Here is a 15,912-nt window from a genome sequence, read left to right as displayed (position 1 = left end):
ATGGCAAAGCAATATGCAACATTTGCGGGAGGCTGTTTTTGGTGTATGGTCAAGCCCTTTGACGAAACACCTGGGATTGATTCCGTAATCTCAGGCTATACAGGTGGACATGTTGTAAATCCTACCTATGAACAGGTTTGCTCGGAAACAACAGGGCATGTGGAAGCTGTACAAATCACATTTGATGATGAGTTATATAGCTACGAGCAGCTACTTGCGATTTATTGGACTTTAATTGACCCAACAGATGCAGGGGGTCAATTTTACGACCGTGGAGAATCCTACACAACGGCCATTTTTTATCATAACGAAGAACAGCGTGAGCTAGCTGAACGTTCAAAGTCAGATTTACAAGCGTCTGGCAAGTTTGATAAACCAATTATGGTAAAAATTTTACCAGCCACTACGTTTTATCCGGCTGAGGATTATCATCAACAGTATTATAAGAAAAATCCAATGCACTATGAGCGCTATTCGATTGGATCAGGTCGTCGAGCGTTTCAGGAGCAACACTGGGGGAACAAACATGAATAAGGAACAACGTTTAAAAGAACTAACAGAGATGCAATACTATGTCACACAGGAAAATGGCACAGAGCCACCATTCCGTAATGAGTTTGATGACCATTTTGCAGAAGGCATCTACGTAGACATTGTGTCTGGCAAGCCTTTATTCAGCTCACTCGATAAATACAACTCAGGCTGTGGCTGGCCAGCCTTCACAAAGCCGATTGAAAAAGAACAGGTAACCGAGCATTTCGATACATCTCACGGTATGCGTCGTGTGGAGGTACGCAGCAAAGAAGCAGATTCGCATCTAGGACATGTCTTCCCAGACGGCCCAAGTGAGCAAGGTGGCTTACGCTACTGCATTAACTCAGCAGCGCTTCGATTTATCGCAAAAGAAGATTTAGAAAAAGAAGGCTATGGCGAATACCTAGCACTATTTAAATAGTAAAAACCTAGCAAGGTAGCTCCTTGCTAGGTTTTTTTATGGTCATGAGACACAGCAGATTAGAAGGATAGAAATCTAAAAGTGGAGGATAAACCTGAAAAAGTAGCGGATAGCATGCTCAAAGTGAGGGATAGCCCCACAAATTAGGGGGATAGCCCTCAAATAATTGGATAGAAATCTAAAAGTGGAGGATAAACCTGAAAAAGTAGCGGATAGATTGCTGAAAGTGAGGGATAGCCCTCAAATAATTGGATAGAAATCTGAAAGTGGAGGATAAACCTGAAAAAGTAGCGGATAGAACGCTCAAAGTGAGGGATAGCCCCGCAAATTAGAAGGATAGCACCGCAAAGTTAAGGGAGAACCAATAAAAAATTGATTCTCCCTCTCTCTTTCAGTTCGCTTAAACTTTAAACTCGCTCACGAGGTTGCGTAGGCTATCTGCTTGTTGGGCAAGCTCAGTGGCTGCAGCGTTGATTTCCTGCATAGAGGCGGAGCCTTGAGTGGCTGCTGCCGCAGATGTCACAGTGTTGGCCGCGGATTGTTCTGCGTAGGCATTGACATGAATGAAGTCACTTGCCACCGCATTGCTATTTTCAAGCGTTGTCGCAATTTTATCCACCATGGCCGCGATGATTGACGTTGTTTCTTCGGTATGCGATAAAATGTTGGCTAAGGATTGATTTGTTTCGTTTGTTACTTCAACGCCTCGGATGACCGTTGTCACACCCTCGTGATTTTGAGCAATGATGGATGTGACCTCATCTTGGATAGATGTGACAATCGATGTGACCTCTTTCGCTGCACTTTGGGATTGCTCTGCCAGTTTGCGAACTTCATCGGCTACGACAGCAAAGCCTCGTCCATGCTCACCAGCCCTTGCCGCTTCAATCGCCGCATTTAAAGCGAGGAGATTCGTTTGCTCAGAAATGGCCGTGATCGTACCAATAATAGAGGTAATATCCGCAGATTTACGACCTAACGCCTCTACAGTAGATGTTGTAGAAGCCATTGTTTCTTCAATGGATTGCATGACGAGTGATGATTGCTCCACAGAGCGGCTACCTTCATCGGCTGCTTGCTGCATGGCGATAGAGGCACGATGGACAGCACTCGCTTGCTCATTTAATTGATGCATTGAATGCTCTAAGTCGCTCATTTTTTGCTGCGCACTATTCATACTGGAAATCGTATTGTCACTATCGCTCGCAATATCTGCTGTCGCATCCGCAATATCCTGAATTGTACGCGCATTTTCATCTGCTAAGGACATTAGCTCCTGACTGCTGCTTGATACATGATCCGCCAACTCACTTACGCGTCGAATTAAGTTAGAAATCGACTCAATTAACGTATTTGTCGAGGCTGCAATAGTCGAAAATTCATCACGATTACGCACATTTACACGTCTTGTCAAATCGCCTCCTGCTTGCGCAATATCAAGGATAGAGTCATTAATCGCTTGTGTATTACGTTTTAATGATTTAAATAGCATAAAGCCAAAAATTACAATCGCTAAAAAGCCAACGATTGAAACGAGAAAGAATGTAGTGATAGAAATATTTACCTGCTGGTTAAGCTTGTCTAATTTTGTTTTATTGGAATCGTCCATGACAGTATTAATGGTTTCAATGTTTTGATCGATATGTGTTTTCATTGTTTCCCCAGTAGCACCCATCATCAGTTTACGAGCCTGCTCAAGACCGAGCTCATCACGCATTGTCATGACTTTATCTGAATAATCAAGGTAATTTTTATAATATTGCTCGATTGCCTGCATATGACCGAGTTCCACTTGGCGATCTTGAAATTGATCTTTCAAAGCGGCTAGCTTTTTATTAATGGTATCTATTTTTAAATGATAAGAAGTAGAATAAATGCCGTTACCCGTAATTAAATACGATTGCTCTAAATTGGTCAGTCTAGCAATCTCATAGGCAAGTTGATTCACCGTTAGTTGCTCCTGCACATTTTTCTTTGTGAAATCTTCCATTTGGTGCTGCAAGTTTTGTATATTGACATAGGACAATATACCCATAATACCGTTAATTACAATAAGAAGTGCAAACATAATAAGCACTTTACCCCGAATTAAATGGTAAAAACGTTGTCGTTTTTCTTTAATAGGAGGGGGATTTTTCCCAGTTTCCCCTTGTGTAGAAGCTTTCCTCTTCTTAAAAAAGCTAAAAGTAAAGAGAGACGGGCGTTTTTTCGCTGTACCATGGGTTTTTTTAGTCTTTTTCATCGCCATCACCTTCCTATTTTTTAAATAATCGATTTCAATTTTATCTTATTTTGCTAGATTTTTCTATCTTTATTTCTAAAAATTAAAATTTTTCAGATAAAATAACTATGACAAAAGTCAGTATCGACCATGAAAATAGTTCTAAAATCATAAGTGGGTAAAATATAGTAGTAGTGGAATTTATGACGAATGCTATTTTTTTTGATACACTAGCAAAAAGCCAATGCATAAAAAGGGGAATTTGTTCGATGAAGAAAAGTTTTTATTTATATGTCCTAACCTATCGAGGTGGCGATTGGTCTGACCCTAAAGTACGCTTTGCAGAGGAAGTGTTTCATGAGCATAATTTTCCAAAGCAGAGCACAGACTTTAATGAGTTGTCCGACTATATAGAAACCTATGCAACGGAAAACCTAACAATCCAGACCTTTGATACTTTGTGGACACTTTATGAGGAACAAGCATAATTGTACGAAAACTATAAATAATTTTGTAGTTGCTAGACGTCTAGCATTGCGTAAATGACAGAAACACAGTATTATTTATAGTGATAACTGACAGAAAAGAGGGATTGCAGTATGAGTATTCATATTAATGCAAAAAAAGGTGAAATCGCTGACACAATTTTACTTCCAGGAGATCCATTACGTGCAAAATACATTGCGGAAACATTTTTAGAAGATGTAATTTGCTACAACGAAGTACGTAATATGTTCGGATACACTGGTACGTATAAAGGGAAACGTATTTCTGTACAAGGAACTGGTATGGGTGTGCCATCTATTTCAATCTACGCAACAGAATTAATGCAAGAATATGATGTTCAAAAATTAATCCGTGTAGGTACTTGTGGTGCAATTCAAAAAGATGTAAAAGTACGTGACGTGATTTTAGCACAAGGAGCAACATCTGATACACGTATGAACCAAATCATCTGGGGCGGTGCTATCGATTTCGCACCAATCGCTGACTTTGATCTTTTATTAAAAGCATACAATGCAGGTAAAGATGCAGGTCTTAACTTACAAGTAGGGAATATCTTCACAGCAGATTTATTCTACTCAGATGAGCACCAAAACGAAAAATTAGCTCAATACGGCGTACTAGCGGTAGAAATGGAATCAGCAGCTCTTTACACATTAGCGGCAAAATTCGGCCGTAAAGCACTTGCTGTTCTAACAGTAAGTGACCATATCATCACAGGTGAAGTAACGACAGCTGAAGAACGTCAAACAACATTCAATGACATGATCGTGGTCGCTTTAGACGCAGCGATTCAAGACTAAGCTAACTTTAGCCATAATTAACTTTATAAAGAATGCAGGCAACCGACAAAAAACAGCCCATTTTCTAAGATGGGGTGGAAGTAGTCGGTTGCTTTTTTGGGTGTAATTATAGACAGATTGTTCCAGTTTTGATACCAGTAGGCCCGTTAAATCCTGGGATTGTGGCAATTACCATGTTTGTTGCTATGTCGATGACAGACACCGTATTGTCTACTTGATTTGTTACATAGGCAAAAGTACCATCTGGCAAGATGGTTACTTGGTCTGGAGATGCACCGACAGGAATAGTTGCAATCACCGTATTGGTGGCTGTATTGATGACAGATACGGTATTATTGCCTTTATTCACAATGTAAACAAGCGTTCCATCAGGGGTAATCGCTGTTCCTACAGGTCCTGTACCAACAGGAATGGTAGCCACTACTGTATTGGTAGTGGTATTAATAACCGATACCGAATTGCTATTTTCATTTGTCACATAAGCAAATTGCCCGCTTGGAGTCAAAACAATGGATCTAGGACGAATTCCCACAGGGATTGTAGCAATCACCGTATTGGTTGCAGTATTAATAACCGATACTGAATTGGAATTCTCGTTGGCAACATAAGCAAACGCACTATTTGGCGTAAAGGCAATACCTTGAGGTTGTAGCCCTACTGGAATAGTGGCTGTTACGGTATTGGTGGCTGTATTAATGACCGATATAGTGTTCGATCCGTGATTGGACACGTAAGCAAGTGTTCCATTTGGTGAAATGGCGACACCAAGGGGGTCAATGCCTACAGGAATGGTAGCGATTGGCAAGTTTGTGGCAGTGCTAAAAACCGTTACATTATCCGAGAAGAACGCTGGAACATAGCCAAAAGCGCCATTAGGTGTAATCGCTACTTCTAACGGAGCAGATCCTACTGGAATGGTAGCGACGATTGTGTTTGTTGCGGTATCGATCACAGAAACTCTATTATCAGGCGTTGCGAGCTGCCCAGCATCTGTCACATAGACGAGATAATGACAACTTGGTGGTATGGGTAAAAATGGCGGCTTACATTTACAACGACAACAAGGACAACAACAGCGACAATGACAATTTGGATTTGACGTAAACTTAAATTTTTTCAAATATTTATGTTCTTTCCCCACACAGGACATCCTTTGAGTCATATATGGCTACTTTATGCGTAAAGAGCTAGGCTTGTTGTACGTTTACCTAGCCATTCTCTTTTACCACTTTTACTTGTTATTGGAACAGTTCTAAACTTCTGAGTATGGTTCTTCTAAAAAATGCAGTATGTTGAAACTAAAAAGCATAGGAGACATGAAGATGTTTAGCTTGATTAAAAATGATATAAGATTCATTGAAATTGAATATGATCTTCGAAAACATTTCCTGATTTGACGATAAAAATCAATTTTATTACATTAGCTTTTCAATAGCTTCTTCGTTATCTTTTCATTCGTACACTAACTCTTTTAACCTTTTCCACCAATTGTAATTTCTAAGCTTCGCCCCATAATGTTCATAAAAATAACGTGTTTTATTCTATAGCTAAGACTTCGACAAATATAGTTTGGTAGTTCTTTTGATGAAAGCAATGAAAGATTTCCTTCAGCAATTGTTTTCCTATCCCTTTTCTGTGATAGTTTTCTAAAAGATAGAGCGTTTCTACATACTTGGAATGGGGAAGGGTTTGAGTCTCTTTTACTTGCAGATGTGAAGCCAATAATGTCGTCTAATTCATTTTCAGCTACTAGTACATACTTCGTTTTGTCGGCAATTTCTTGTGTCCATAATTGCGTTTTTGTTCGTAGGATAATTTACTTAAATGTTTTGCTGGCACAATATGCTTATAGGTTGTTCACCAACTATCAACATGTACTTTTCCAATACCTTTCGCATCTTTATAGTTGCCTTTCTAATGATCAAATTTATCACCTTCTATTAAATCTTTATAAACAGAATGATAACATGTTCTATAGTTTATTTACTTAATAAGGTAAAATATGAAATGTATAGGTTTATAGAGGGGGTATATTTTTGAAAAATAAGTATATGTGTACGATAAAAATTAATTTAGAGGGTGGTGATATTCAATTTGATGTGTCAAATGATGAACAACTATTTAGTTTTAGATCTGGTTTAGCCTTTATAGCCATCCCACAATTTTTCTCTACGCTCACTAGTTTTTATCAAGGTAATACAAATGAAGTAAAAATAGATTGTCACGGAAACTATGATTACTATATTTTTTCCAGCGATGGTGAATACATATTAATTGAACATAAAAGTCATTATCCTATCGAAAGAATATTTAATGATCAATTTTCTCTTAAGGGGTATATGGAGGCTATAGATCAAGGCTTCAAGAAATATTTGGAGCAGTTAGAGAATGAAGGAATCTTCCCATTGGAAAATCATGCATTTGCTGATCCTTTAGGAGAAGATGTTTTAAATGCTTTCTATAACTTTTCTTCATTATTAAAAGCTTGAAGAGCAATGAAAAAAATAAAGTATGACCGCTTCAAAATAGAAGCTCTCTTTTACAGATAAATTTTAGCAGCCGATTCTTAACCAGACAAGGAGGAGGGTGAACCTTGAAAAAAATAGGTTTACTAATAGTAGCTCTTTTCGTAGTAAGTGGGGTCTTTATTGATAGCAATAAATTATTATATCCTCCTTTGCCAATCGATTCCCTTACACCAAAGGAAGCTATACAAAAATTAAATGCATCCCCCTTTGATTTAGTGGCGCTCTCCAATGATAAGAAGGCAACTTGGTACCTCGCAGCCATTTCAGCTAGGGGCATACAGAAGGTGGACGAGGACATTCAGCAATTGATGGCTAATGAAGGATGGGCATTTCTTGAAAAAGAGGGGAGCGGGTTATTTTTCGAAAAAAATGGGGAACGTTCTATTGTGACAACGGAAATGTGGACGAAGCAGTATGTGCTTGTTCAAATTCAGAAATGAGGTCCTCTATGGAAGTCTGGGATCTCTATGATAAAAATCGCAAAAAAACAAATAAGCGTCATGTACGTGGGACAGCATTAGCAGCTGAAGATTACCATATCGTTGTGCACGTATGGATTCGCAATAACAAGGGAGAATTCCTTTTAACAAAAAGACATCCCAATAAACATTATCCTCATTTATGGGAATGTCCAGGAGGCTCTATAGTAACGGGTGAAAGCAGTTTGGACGGGGCTATTCGTGAGGTGGAAGAGGAAATAGGGATATCATTATTGAAGACTAATGGACAATTAGTAAAGAGTAAACGACGTGATTGTTTCAATGATTTTTATGACGTTTGGTTATTTGAGCAAAGCTTTGAAATTAGTGACACCAAACTTCAGGAGGAGGAAGTGACAGCAGTTCAATGGGTCACAAAGCTAGAGCTTGAAAATATGCTTCACGCGAATAACGTAGTACCGACACTTCGCTACTTTACGTCCATTTTTAACGATAAGATTACGCCATGTTAGTTTATGTCAGCATAATTCTGGTTCTGTAGGTTAACCTATACTTAAATAGGTTAGAGGAGCGGTAAAATGAACAAGCGTATTCTTATTGGACTAGCTTTATTTACGTATGTTTCCACTTTTAATTTGGTTTTTGCAAAGGACAGTGATTCGCCACAACCTCTTGAAGAATTTCTTCCTGAAATCGGCTTTAAAACAGTAGAGGTAGCGGTAAAAGAGTTCGAATACCACTATGGTAAAGAGCTGAAGCTCCCCCTAAGAGTACCGCCAATCAGCTTTACACATCATTTAGGAAGGTTTAGTGATTTAGAAGGAGAAATGAATGATCACCTGGAGGTGGTAATGATCAGTGATCAATTGCCACAAAATCATTTCAAAATCAAGGTTCGACCAGTTCAGCATAAAATGTCATTTGAAAAATATAAAACAGATGTATTTAAGTTGAAAAATGGCAGTGAGGCAGCCTATATTGAAAATCCACGAATTGGTTTTCATTTACTTGTATTTGAAAGAGACAATTGGCAATATGTCTTTAGTATTGATCGAGATGTGGCAGATCAAGTAACGGCTGAAGTCCTGATTGATATTGCTAATTCAATTGATTATCCAAAGCAAAAGTATTAGCCCCTCTAATTTTTATTCTTACCTTTCAGCTCTTCTCGTAATTTCTTTAGTTCCTCCGTTTGCTCCAAAATAGAATTGTTAACTCGTCTAATCGAATCATATATAGCAAAAATCCCGGCAAAAATAAGAATGATAACTAATAATTCCATCTTGCACCTACTTTCTATTTATACAATGATTGTAACAGGAATTTCTAAATGTTCGAAGAATTAGTTAGGTGGAGGTGCTTGTCATGCAGAGATATGTTTATCATATGGTTCCAAGGGAAATGGCGGGTCTTGAGCTTTTGCCATTAAATAGGTTAGGGGCAATGTATCCACATTTATATGAACGATATTCGAAAAAATATTTTGATCATCCTGAGAGACCGAAATTATTCATGAAAGAAATTCCTCACTTAAATTGCTTGTGGAATGATGTTGTTCATTTCCTACCAATTCATCCTAGTCATCTATATAAGGCTTTAACAGAGCTTGGTATTGCAACGAGAGAAAGCCTAATGTTTTATCAAATTCCAATCCAAAAACTAGCGGCAAATCGTAATGCGATGTACCTGTATTCCAAGGAACACTATAAAGGGCCAGCAGGGGCAATTGCTGTAGAGGATATAAAACTACTGTCGTTACCTGATTATAGAGAACTTGAACAGCTACCATCAGCAACAGTAGACTATTTCCAAACGGAGAAAGAAAAAGGGAAGAACTTTGGGCTTTTTGCGTATATTCCGCATCTCTTCAGCTTAGGCAATGTCAACGTAGATGAAGCGGAAATCATTACATGGAATCACTTCAATCCTAGCTGAGGTGGAAAAAGAAATAGGGTATGCCGAGTAGTTGGCTACCCTTAAATGTCATAATTTCTTCCGCCTACTCATTAGCTATGATTTCTATTAGACTGTCGAAATACTAGTTGAAACAAATAGACAATCAATCGAAAAATAAGTAGATAGAAAAAGGCCTCAATGAAGCTTGTAGCAATTATTATTACATAACGACCGAAATCTTCTAACTCATGAAAAGTATATTTTTGTATGTGCCAATCAAAAAATAATGCTTTGTAACTCGTCCCCAAAAAGATAGGGATGAAAAGTAACCAATAAAAGCGGGGTAAACTAAATTTATAGCCTTTAGCCAGCAAGGTACACCCTCCCCATTTTTTTAGCCATCATAACATAAAAGAAAATATTTTAGTATATTATGGAAGTATTAAATGATAATACGAATACATTATTTACAATTATAGTGATTTAAAGGTATTATTAGTAAGTTGACATAATGCCCAGAAAGGTATAATTCCATGAAAATGATCCATTCAAGCAAGATTCAACCCGAAGTGAAAACATTATTATCCTATGCCACATCCGAAAAGAAAGTGGAGAAGGAATATTCATTATACATTGCATGTCCAGAAAGAGTATTGTATGGCTATACCTTTGCACAAGACACTATCGGTTGTATAGGGATTGTTAAAAGAGAGGCAAATCAATGTGAAATTATACATATAGCCGTATCGCCTGCTTATCGTGGAAAAGGCATTGGACGTGAGATGATTCGGTATGTAGAAGAACATCATGCTTTTTCTTCCATTTATGCAGAAACAGATCAAGACGCAGTGATTTTTTATAAAAATCTCGGCTTTCACATTACAAGTTTAGGAGAAAAATACCCTGGAGTGGAGCGTTTTGGCTGTCTATTAACCTGCACTACCTAATGGTCAATTCGTTGTACTGTCGATAAACGTCCACTTATATGCTTTTTACGCCTTGTTATTTGTCTGTGTTAAAAGATCGGAGATTTGAATGGTACGTTAACATAGAAAGGAGCTATAAAAATGAAACAAAAATTGTGGTGGATTGTATGTGGCATTGTTCATAGCAGGCTATTCGGTTGTTCAATATTTACTATTCGATGCACGGCAGGCGGGATTTGTTCAATTAAAGCTTATGATTAGTGCAACATTGCATTCATTTTGGTATATCATGCTCTATATACATATGGTATTCGGTATATTAGCCCTCGTCATTGGTCCTTTTACGTTGTCATCAAAGTTACGAGAGAAAAATGTGAAACGCCATAGACTACTAGGCAATATCTATATGGTTAGTATTTTGTTTGGTGGGCTTGGCAGGACTTTATTTAGCGCTGAATGCAACAGGGGGATGGGTAGCACAGCTAGGCTTTGATTTATTAGCCATAGGGTGGCTTTTCATCATGTTTCAAGCGCTGGTCCATATTAAAAAAAGAAATATCCAAGGCCATCAGAAATGGATGCTAAGAAATTATGCTTTAACCTTCGCAGCTGTCACATTGCGAATTTGACTCCCTTTGTTTACGGTAGTATTTGGCTTTGATAATTTTGAGTATAGTTATGCCTCTATCGCTTGGCTATGCTGGGTGCCAAATTTAATCGTGATGGAATGGTATATCCAGCGTAAGCTGCATGCATTTATAGACAATCGACATGTAACAAAAACGACTTGACTTGAATACCTTCTTCGAGCATTGGGATTAAATAGAGCCTAATGCTTTTTACGTTGGCAATAATTTTAATTAGTATCTAAATACATGCAAATTGTTCTTTTGGTCCATTGTGGCAAGAAGGACATCTTTTATTTCTAGATTATAAGTTGCTTTCAGTTGACCCATCAACCATTGCTCAGTATGCTTGGTTTTATTCAACTCATGGTAATCAATTTTTCCCTCTTTAATAAGAACCGTGGGAAGAAAAAAAGGATTAGACTGTACACTTATATCTGCTCGTGTTGGTGTTTGGTAGGGTGTATGCAAAAAACTAGAGATCGATCCGTCTGGTTCCCATAAAGCGAGTGCTACATTTTGAACTTCTTCAATTTTTTCTTTTCTTAACTCTGATAAAAGTAAATCAACAGATATTCTAGCCTTTTGTAAGTTGGCGCTAATAATTTGCCCATTTTTAATCAGGGGAATCGGCGGGGAGTCTATCAAATGACGAAAGGCAACCCATTTTAGGCTCAAAAAAACACCGATGAGGTAGAGCGCAACTAAAACGGCCATGGTAATCATGGAACCCTTCATTCCTAAACCTTCATCAGATAAGGGATGTGCGATAATATTCCCAAGTGTGATAGCCATTGCAAAATCCAGCATTCTTAACTGAGAAATAGAGCGCTGTCCCATAATTTTTGTTGCGAAAAGTAGGAAGAAAAAAGCGACAATGGCTCGGAGAATCCATTGAATAGCAGTAAGTGATTCTTGACTATGAAAAAATTCCACAGCGACACATCCTCTTTTTTCTTATTGTTTCCTTCCGTTACATGATTATGCGGATCTTCAGGATTGAAACGAAATAGACTTGTAAAAATATGTTCAAAACGATATTGTTAAAATAAAAAAGCTATTATTTAGTAATTTTAAGAAAATCAGGAGAATATCTATGCAAACAAAATTACAAAATATTCTTATCGACATACAAGAGAAGGTTGATTTTTCAGGAACGGTGCTAGTGGAAAATCAGGAGAAGGTTGCCTTAGTCAGCCAAAGTTTTGGCTATGCAAATCGCTCAGAACAAATCGACAATCATGCCAAAACTCGTTTTGGCATTGCCTCTGGCTGTAAAATTTTTACTGCAGTCGCTATTTGTCAGCTTATTGAAAAAGGGAAGCTAGCATTTGATACGAAATTATGCGATTGTCTGCCTCAACTATTTAAGCACTTCGATGAGCAAGTAACCATCGCTCATCTGCTAACACATACGTCAGGAATACCCGATTATTTTGATGAGGAAGAAATGGAGAATTTTGAAGCGTTATGGGTTGAAAATCCGATGTACCAGCTTCGAACATTGCGAGATTTTTTACCATTATTTCAGAATCGTCCAATGAAGTATAAAGTTGGTGAGCGATTTCACTATAATAATGCAGGATATATTGTATTAGGGTTAATTGTAGAGCATGCAACTGGTATGGATTTTTCCGCTTACATTCAACAACATCTTTTCGATCGGGTGAATATGACGGAATCAGGCTATTTTTCGTTAGATTCTTTGCCAGCTAATACAGCATTAGGGTACATAGACAACCCAGATGGAACTTGGAAAACAAATATTTATTCTTTACCTGTAAAAGGGGGTTCCGATGGGGGAGCATTCGTAACAGGGAAGGATATGGCAAAGTTCTGGAGTGCACTTATGAATTTCGAATTTTTAAATGAAGAGTTAACGAATCAACTGTTAATGCCTCATGTCGAACTGAATGAAAATGATTGTTATGGCTATGGTGTATGGATTAAGAAGAATAGTGAACAAGCAATACTGAAATACCATGTGATGGGGTATGATCCTGGCGTGTGCTTCCATTCAGCCTATTATCCTGCTTCTTCCATCAAAGTTGTCGTATGTTCCAATAAATCTAAGGGCGCTTTTGATATGATTAAAGGAATAGAGGCTATCCTATAAAAGAATAAGGCTTGTCTGTGAAAAAGATTACAGGCAAGCCTATTGCTAGTTATTAAGTAATGCCACCATGTATATTACAATAATACTCGATCTCAATAATATGAGGTGAGGATACACCATTATATGAATAGTAGCCACCGATTGCAATATTGTAAGCACTGCCATGATCTTTAATGGAAGGGTCATACCCCGTTTGCGTCCAGTAGCCTTTACCCTGTTCAATTTTAGAAGACAAGGAATGCATAACCGAAAATAACTGTCTTCCACCAGGAATGTCCATGCTTAGTTGGGTGTCAAATGAACCATCAACACGAATGATTGTTCGATGTGCCCCCATATGTAATTCAACGAATTTTGGTACTTTAACTGGAGAAAAAACTTCCTTATTATCGACCACGACATAAGAAGTGTCTATTCTGCCTTTTAACATGTCTTCAAAATCTTTTAATTCAAGCCAATAATTTGCTGAAAATGTTGTAATGGGATCTAGCTTAAAGCCTGTACCATACTCTTCATTTAGTTTATTGACAATAGCCGAATATTCTTTATAGTAGTATTCTTTCTGTGGTAGCGTTAAAACTAATGGAACAGGTGCCATGACAGATTCCATTGCTATTATTTGTTTATCTACTGATGTAGATAGTGGTGAGGCTGCTTTGTCATCCTTTTCACAGCCTGTTAGGAAGATGGCTCCTACTACAATGCTTGTCACCAAATATCTTTTCAACACCTTCACCTCCCAAAAATGAATAAAATCTATTATATCATACATAAATATGTATAATTTCGTTTTTTTGGTAAAATGATAATTTCGTAGTATATTGTAGAGAGAACGACGATTATGCAAGTGTAAGTGGCGGTATAGTGGCAATTTTAAAAGATGATTCGAGTCATCCGAGTTGTGAGGTAGAGCTAGATATTTTAATGGTGAACGAGGAAAGTGTAAAGTTTCGTATTGAATTTCGCTTTGGGCCAGCTTTCCCAACGATAAATACTGAGATTTATTGTTTAAAAAGAGATTTCCTTCAATTATTAGAAGATCTAACCCATTTGGAGCCTGCTTATTTAAGTATGCTGGAGCCGCATGATCCTGGCCTATGCATCTATCATATCCCACATTATGGTGAATATTTTTTTCCTGGATACGGTATTTTTCAAATTCCTGAAGAGGAGAGGGAGGAAACAGAGCAACGTTATAAATTAGTATTTGTACTAGATGCTTATGAGAAGAATCATCATGGTGCAAGAGAATGTGGGCCTGCATTATGTATTATTGTGACGATGGAACAAATCCGAGTCTTCATTACCACCTTGCGAGAACAAGTAATGAAATTCTAAAGTAAAAGGTGATACAACGGTCATTTATCCTCTTCTAAAACGATGCTAGAGGATAGGTTGAGACGATCACATACCCAATTTTTAAATAGATGATCCATTTGTTTTTTTATTTCATCGCTAGGTAATTGCTCATTAATCCCTAATTGTTCAAATGAAAATGTTTCCTGAATTTGAGTTGTTTCTTTTTCTAGCTCAAGAGAGATTGCTGCCGTCATATTTAGTATATCTAATTGGCTTGCAGGGCGCTTGAATTTTTTCTGTCTAGATCAAATAGCATTGTTTTCTTTAGGTGTAAGATCTCGTTCAGAAATATTTTTTCCTCCTCTCCAATTCATTGTTTGTCAAAAGGTAATGTAACAAGTATGAAATTTATAAAGTATTTTTGCTAAAATTTAGTATAAACTTTTGTGCATGTAGGTGCAATAGTTACCATTAAGGAGCAGTATACTTCTGTTTTCTTCGCTTCTTTTGCTTATAGGTAAGATAAGAAGTTTTTAAGGAAGCATAACTTCCAATTGCTGCATAGCCATAAAACCAGCCCATGAATAGTCCTGCAAGAAGATTATGTCGGTGGCTGATGAAAATAGAAATGAATAAGCCGACAACTAGTGCAATGGTTGGAACCCAAAAAGGCTTTATATGACACATTTTCTTAATTAGTTGGGTAATCATCATAACTACAGGGACTGCAACGACGGCATCCCAAAAATTTGTATGTATGAGTGGAAAGTGTTCCATTCCGTTCACCTCTCATTGACTATTTAGAACTTATTGTGGACATAAAGGAAAATTTTATGCAGTAGTGTATTGAGAAATCATGGAGGATTTGTAGAGAGAATGTATAGATAGCTCTGGTAGACTTACTCTGTCGGGATGCACAAGCAAACTAACACGCACAAAAAGGACAGGGCAACTAGCCTTGTCCTTTTAACAAAGTGGCATCAAATGGAAATAGTGATTGCAATAGCTAGTTGACAAATGTAAAATTTGATTAATAAATCTACAATACAAGAGGTATATGATGTTTCCAATTTTACATACTGAACGATTAGTGTTAAGGGAATTGACGAGTTCTGATGGACAAGCTCTTCTTGCGTGCTTTTCGAATCCTGAAGTTTTGCGCCATTATGGACAACAACCTTTAACGAGCTTAGTTCAAGTGCAGCAAATCATTCAAAATTTTGCCAACAATTTTGCCGAAAAACGTGGTATTAAATGGGGCATTGCATTAAAGGATCAAGAAGGAATTATTGGTACGATCGGCTTTCAAGAGTGGTCAATAGAGCATCGAAGAGCGGAAATTAGCTACGCCCTTTTTCCTGAATATTGGGGAAATGGCTATGCTCAGGAAGCTGTTAAACGAGCTATTTCCTATGGTTTTGAAGAAATGGATTTAGTTCGTATTGGGGCCATTGTATTTAAAGAAAATGAAGCTTCCAATCTACTATTGCAAAAAATAGGCTTCGAACAAGAAGGATTATTAAAAAAATATATGCATCAACATAATGTACCCCATGATACTTATATATACTCACTTATAAAATAATAGGAAGACCAGA

21 protein-coding genes and 1 pseudogene are annotated in these 15,912 nt (G+C 37.6%); 14 read left to right on the top strand and 8 right to left on the bottom strand.

From position 1 onward, the window contains the following. Positions 1–534 (top strand): peptide-methionine (S)-S-oxide reductase MsrA, encoded by a 534-nt coding sequence (gene msrA, locus HXV90_RS04995; protein ID WP_004230216.1) that lies wholly within the window; start codon positions 1–3, stop codon positions 532–534. Beyond that, positions 527–955 (top strand): peptide-methionine (R)-S-oxide reductase MsrB, encoded by a 429-nt coding sequence (msrB, locus tag HXV90_RS04990; RefSeq protein ID WP_048395692.1) that lies wholly within the window; start codon positions 527–529, stop codon positions 953–955. Before msrA ends, msrB begins: the two co-directional genes overlap by 8 nt. Before the next feature lie 400 nt (positions 956–1,355). On the opposite strand, the gene HXV90_RS04985 is transcribed toward msrB, so the two are convergent. Further along, positions 1,356–3,197, bottom strand: a complete 1,842-nt coding sequence (locus HXV90_RS04985; RefSeq protein ID WP_269898525.1) for a methyl-accepting chemotaxis protein — start codon at positions 3,195–3,197, stop codon at positions 1,356–1,358. Positions 3,198–3,445: 248 nt separating this feature from the next. Here HXV90_RS04985 and HXV90_RS04980 point away from each other — a divergent pair, with 248 nt between their 5' ends. Both HXV90_RS04980 and deoD read left to right on the top strand, forming a co-directional pair. Beyond that, the gene (locus HXV90_RS04980; protein ID WP_048395688.1) at positions 3,446–3,664 is read left to right on the top strand and encodes a YozE family protein; all 219 of its coding nucleotides are present in this window, start codon (positions 3,446–3,448) and stop codon (positions 3,662–3,664) included. Between the two features lie 111 nt (positions 3,665–3,775). Beyond that, entirely contained in the window at positions 3,776–4,483 is a 708-nt protein-coding gene (deoD, locus tag HXV90_RS04975; protein WP_048395686.1) for a purine-nucleoside phosphorylase, read from the top strand. Between the two features lie 106 nt (positions 4,484–4,589). On the opposite strand, the gene HXV90_RS04970 is transcribed toward deoD, so the two are convergent. Continuing rightward, a complete protein-coding gene (locus HXV90_RS04970) occupies positions 4,590–5,633 on the bottom strand; it encodes a beta-propeller fold lactonase family protein (protein ID WP_308339960.1) in 1,044 nt (347 codons plus the stop codon). Between the two features lie 386 nt (positions 5,634–6,019). Further along, entirely contained in the window at positions 6,020–6,205 is a 186-nt protein-coding gene (locus HXV90_RS04965) for a GNAT family N-acetyltransferase (protein ID WP_233436405.1), read from the bottom strand. A gap of 314 nt (positions 6,206–6,519) precedes the next feature. On the opposite strand from HXV90_RS04965, the gene HXV90_RS04960 reads away from it, so the two are divergent. From HXV90_RS04960 to HXV90_RS04945, 4 genes are all read left to right on the top strand, one after another. Then, positions 6,520–6,972 (top strand): hypothetical protein, encoded by a 453-nt coding sequence (locus tag HXV90_RS04960; RefSeq protein WP_269898524.1) that lies wholly within the window; start codon positions 6,520–6,522, stop codon positions 6,970–6,972. Between the two features lie 104 nt (positions 6,973–7,076). Next, entirely contained in the window at positions 7,077–7,451 is a 375-nt protein-coding gene (locus HXV90_RS04955) for a hypothetical protein (RefSeq protein WP_269898523.1), read from the top strand. An 8-nt stretch (positions 7,452–7,459) separates the two neighbouring features. Next, a complete protein-coding gene (locus tag HXV90_RS04950; protein WP_269898522.1) occupies positions 7,460–7,963 on the top strand; it encodes an NUDIX hydrolase in 504 nt (167 codons plus the stop codon). A 66-nt stretch (positions 7,964–8,029) separates the two neighbouring features. Continuing rightward, the gene (locus tag HXV90_RS04945) at positions 8,030–8,584 is read left to right on the top strand and encodes a hypothetical protein (RefSeq protein WP_269898521.1); all 555 of its coding nucleotides are present in this window, start codon (positions 8,030–8,032) and stop codon (positions 8,582–8,584) included. 5 nt (positions 8,585–8,589) lie between these two features. On the opposite strand, the gene HXV90_RS04940 is transcribed toward HXV90_RS04945, so the two are convergent. Further along, positions 8,590–8,733, bottom strand: a complete 144-nt coding sequence (locus HXV90_RS04940; RefSeq protein WP_167444844.1) for a hypothetical protein — start codon at positions 8,731–8,733, stop codon at positions 8,590–8,592. Positions 8,734–8,816: 83 nt separating this feature from the next. On the opposite strand from HXV90_RS04940, the gene HXV90_RS04935 reads away from it, so the two are divergent. The 3 genes and pseudogenes from HXV90_RS04935 (at position 8,817) to HXV90_RS04925 (ending at position 11,064) form a co-directional block, all read left to right on the top strand. Then, on the top strand, positions 8,817–9,386 hold the full coding sequence (locus tag HXV90_RS04935; protein ID WP_269898520.1) for a group-specific protein: 570 nt from the start codon (positions 8,817–8,819) through the stop codon (positions 9,384–9,386). 494 nt (positions 9,387–9,880) lie between these two features. Next, complete coding sequence (locus HXV90_RS04930) at positions 9,881–10,294, top strand: GNAT family N-acetyltransferase (protein WP_269898519.1); 414 nt, start codon at positions 9,881–9,883, stop codon at positions 10,292–10,294. A gap of 232 nt (positions 10,295–10,526) precedes the next feature. Next, a pseudogene (locus tag HXV90_RS04925) lies at positions 10,527–11,064 on the top strand (DUF2306 domain-containing protein). Between the two features lie 69 nt (positions 11,065–11,133). Here HXV90_RS04925 and HXV90_RS04920 read toward each other — a convergent pair. Next, positions 11,134–11,835: a DUF421 domain-containing protein gene (locus HXV90_RS04920; protein WP_269898518.1), complete on the bottom strand. Its 702-nt coding sequence runs from the start codon at positions 11,833–11,835 to the stop codon at positions 11,134–11,136. A gap of 160 nt (positions 11,836–11,995) precedes the next feature. On the opposite strand from HXV90_RS04920, the gene HXV90_RS04915 reads away from it, so the two are divergent. Beyond that, positions 11,996–13,015, top strand: coding sequence for a serine hydrolase domain-containing protein (locus HXV90_RS04915; protein ID WP_269898517.1), 1,020 nt, complete (start codon positions 11,996–11,998; stop codon positions 13,013–13,015). Positions 13,016–13,067: 52 nt separating this feature from the next. On the opposite strand, the gene HXV90_RS04910 is transcribed toward HXV90_RS04915, so the two are convergent. After that, positions 13,068–13,745 carry a hypothetical protein gene (locus HXV90_RS04910; RefSeq protein ID WP_233436401.1) on the bottom strand — a complete coding sequence of 226 codons (678 nt, stop codon included), beginning with the start codon at positions 13,743–13,745 and terminating at the stop codon, positions 13,068–13,070. A 134-nt stretch (positions 13,746–13,879) separates the two neighbouring features. Here HXV90_RS04910 and HXV90_RS04905 point away from each other — a divergent pair, with 134 nt between their 5' ends. Continuing rightward, complete coding sequence (locus HXV90_RS04905; RefSeq protein WP_269898516.1) at positions 13,880–14,353, top strand: hypothetical protein; 474 nt, start codon at positions 13,880–13,882, stop codon at positions 14,351–14,353. 20 nt (positions 14,354–14,373) lie between these two features. Here the strand turns inward: HXV90_RS04905 and HXV90_RS04900 are convergent, their stop codons facing one another. Beyond that, positions 14,374–14,568 carry a hypothetical protein gene (locus HXV90_RS04900; RefSeq protein ID WP_269898515.1) on the bottom strand — a complete coding sequence of 65 codons (195 nt, stop codon included), beginning with the start codon at positions 14,566–14,568 and terminating at the stop codon, positions 14,374–14,376. 217 nt (positions 14,569–14,785) lie between these two features. Continuing rightward, positions 14,786–15,091, bottom strand: coding sequence for a hypothetical protein (locus HXV90_RS04895; RefSeq protein WP_048392961.1), 306 nt, complete (start codon positions 15,089–15,091; stop codon positions 14,786–14,788). Between the two features lie 283 nt (positions 15,092–15,374). Here HXV90_RS04895 and HXV90_RS04890 point away from each other — a divergent pair, with 283 nt between their 5' ends. Next, complete coding sequence (locus tag HXV90_RS04890) at positions 15,375–15,899, top strand: GNAT family N-acetyltransferase (protein ID WP_054548635.1); 525 nt, start codon at positions 15,375–15,377, stop codon at positions 15,897–15,899. The last annotated feature ends 13 nt before the right edge of the window (positions 15,900–15,912 follow it).

The sequence above is a fragment of the Lysinibacillus sp. JK80 genome (genome assembly GCF_027557635.1).
Taxonomy (GTDB): domain Bacteria; phylum Bacillota; class Bacilli; order Bacillales_A; family Planococcaceae; genus Lysinibacillus; species Lysinibacillus capsici.
The sequence above is the reverse complement of the archived record's forward strand: the minus strand, read 5'-3'. Positions and strand labels throughout refer to the sequence as shown.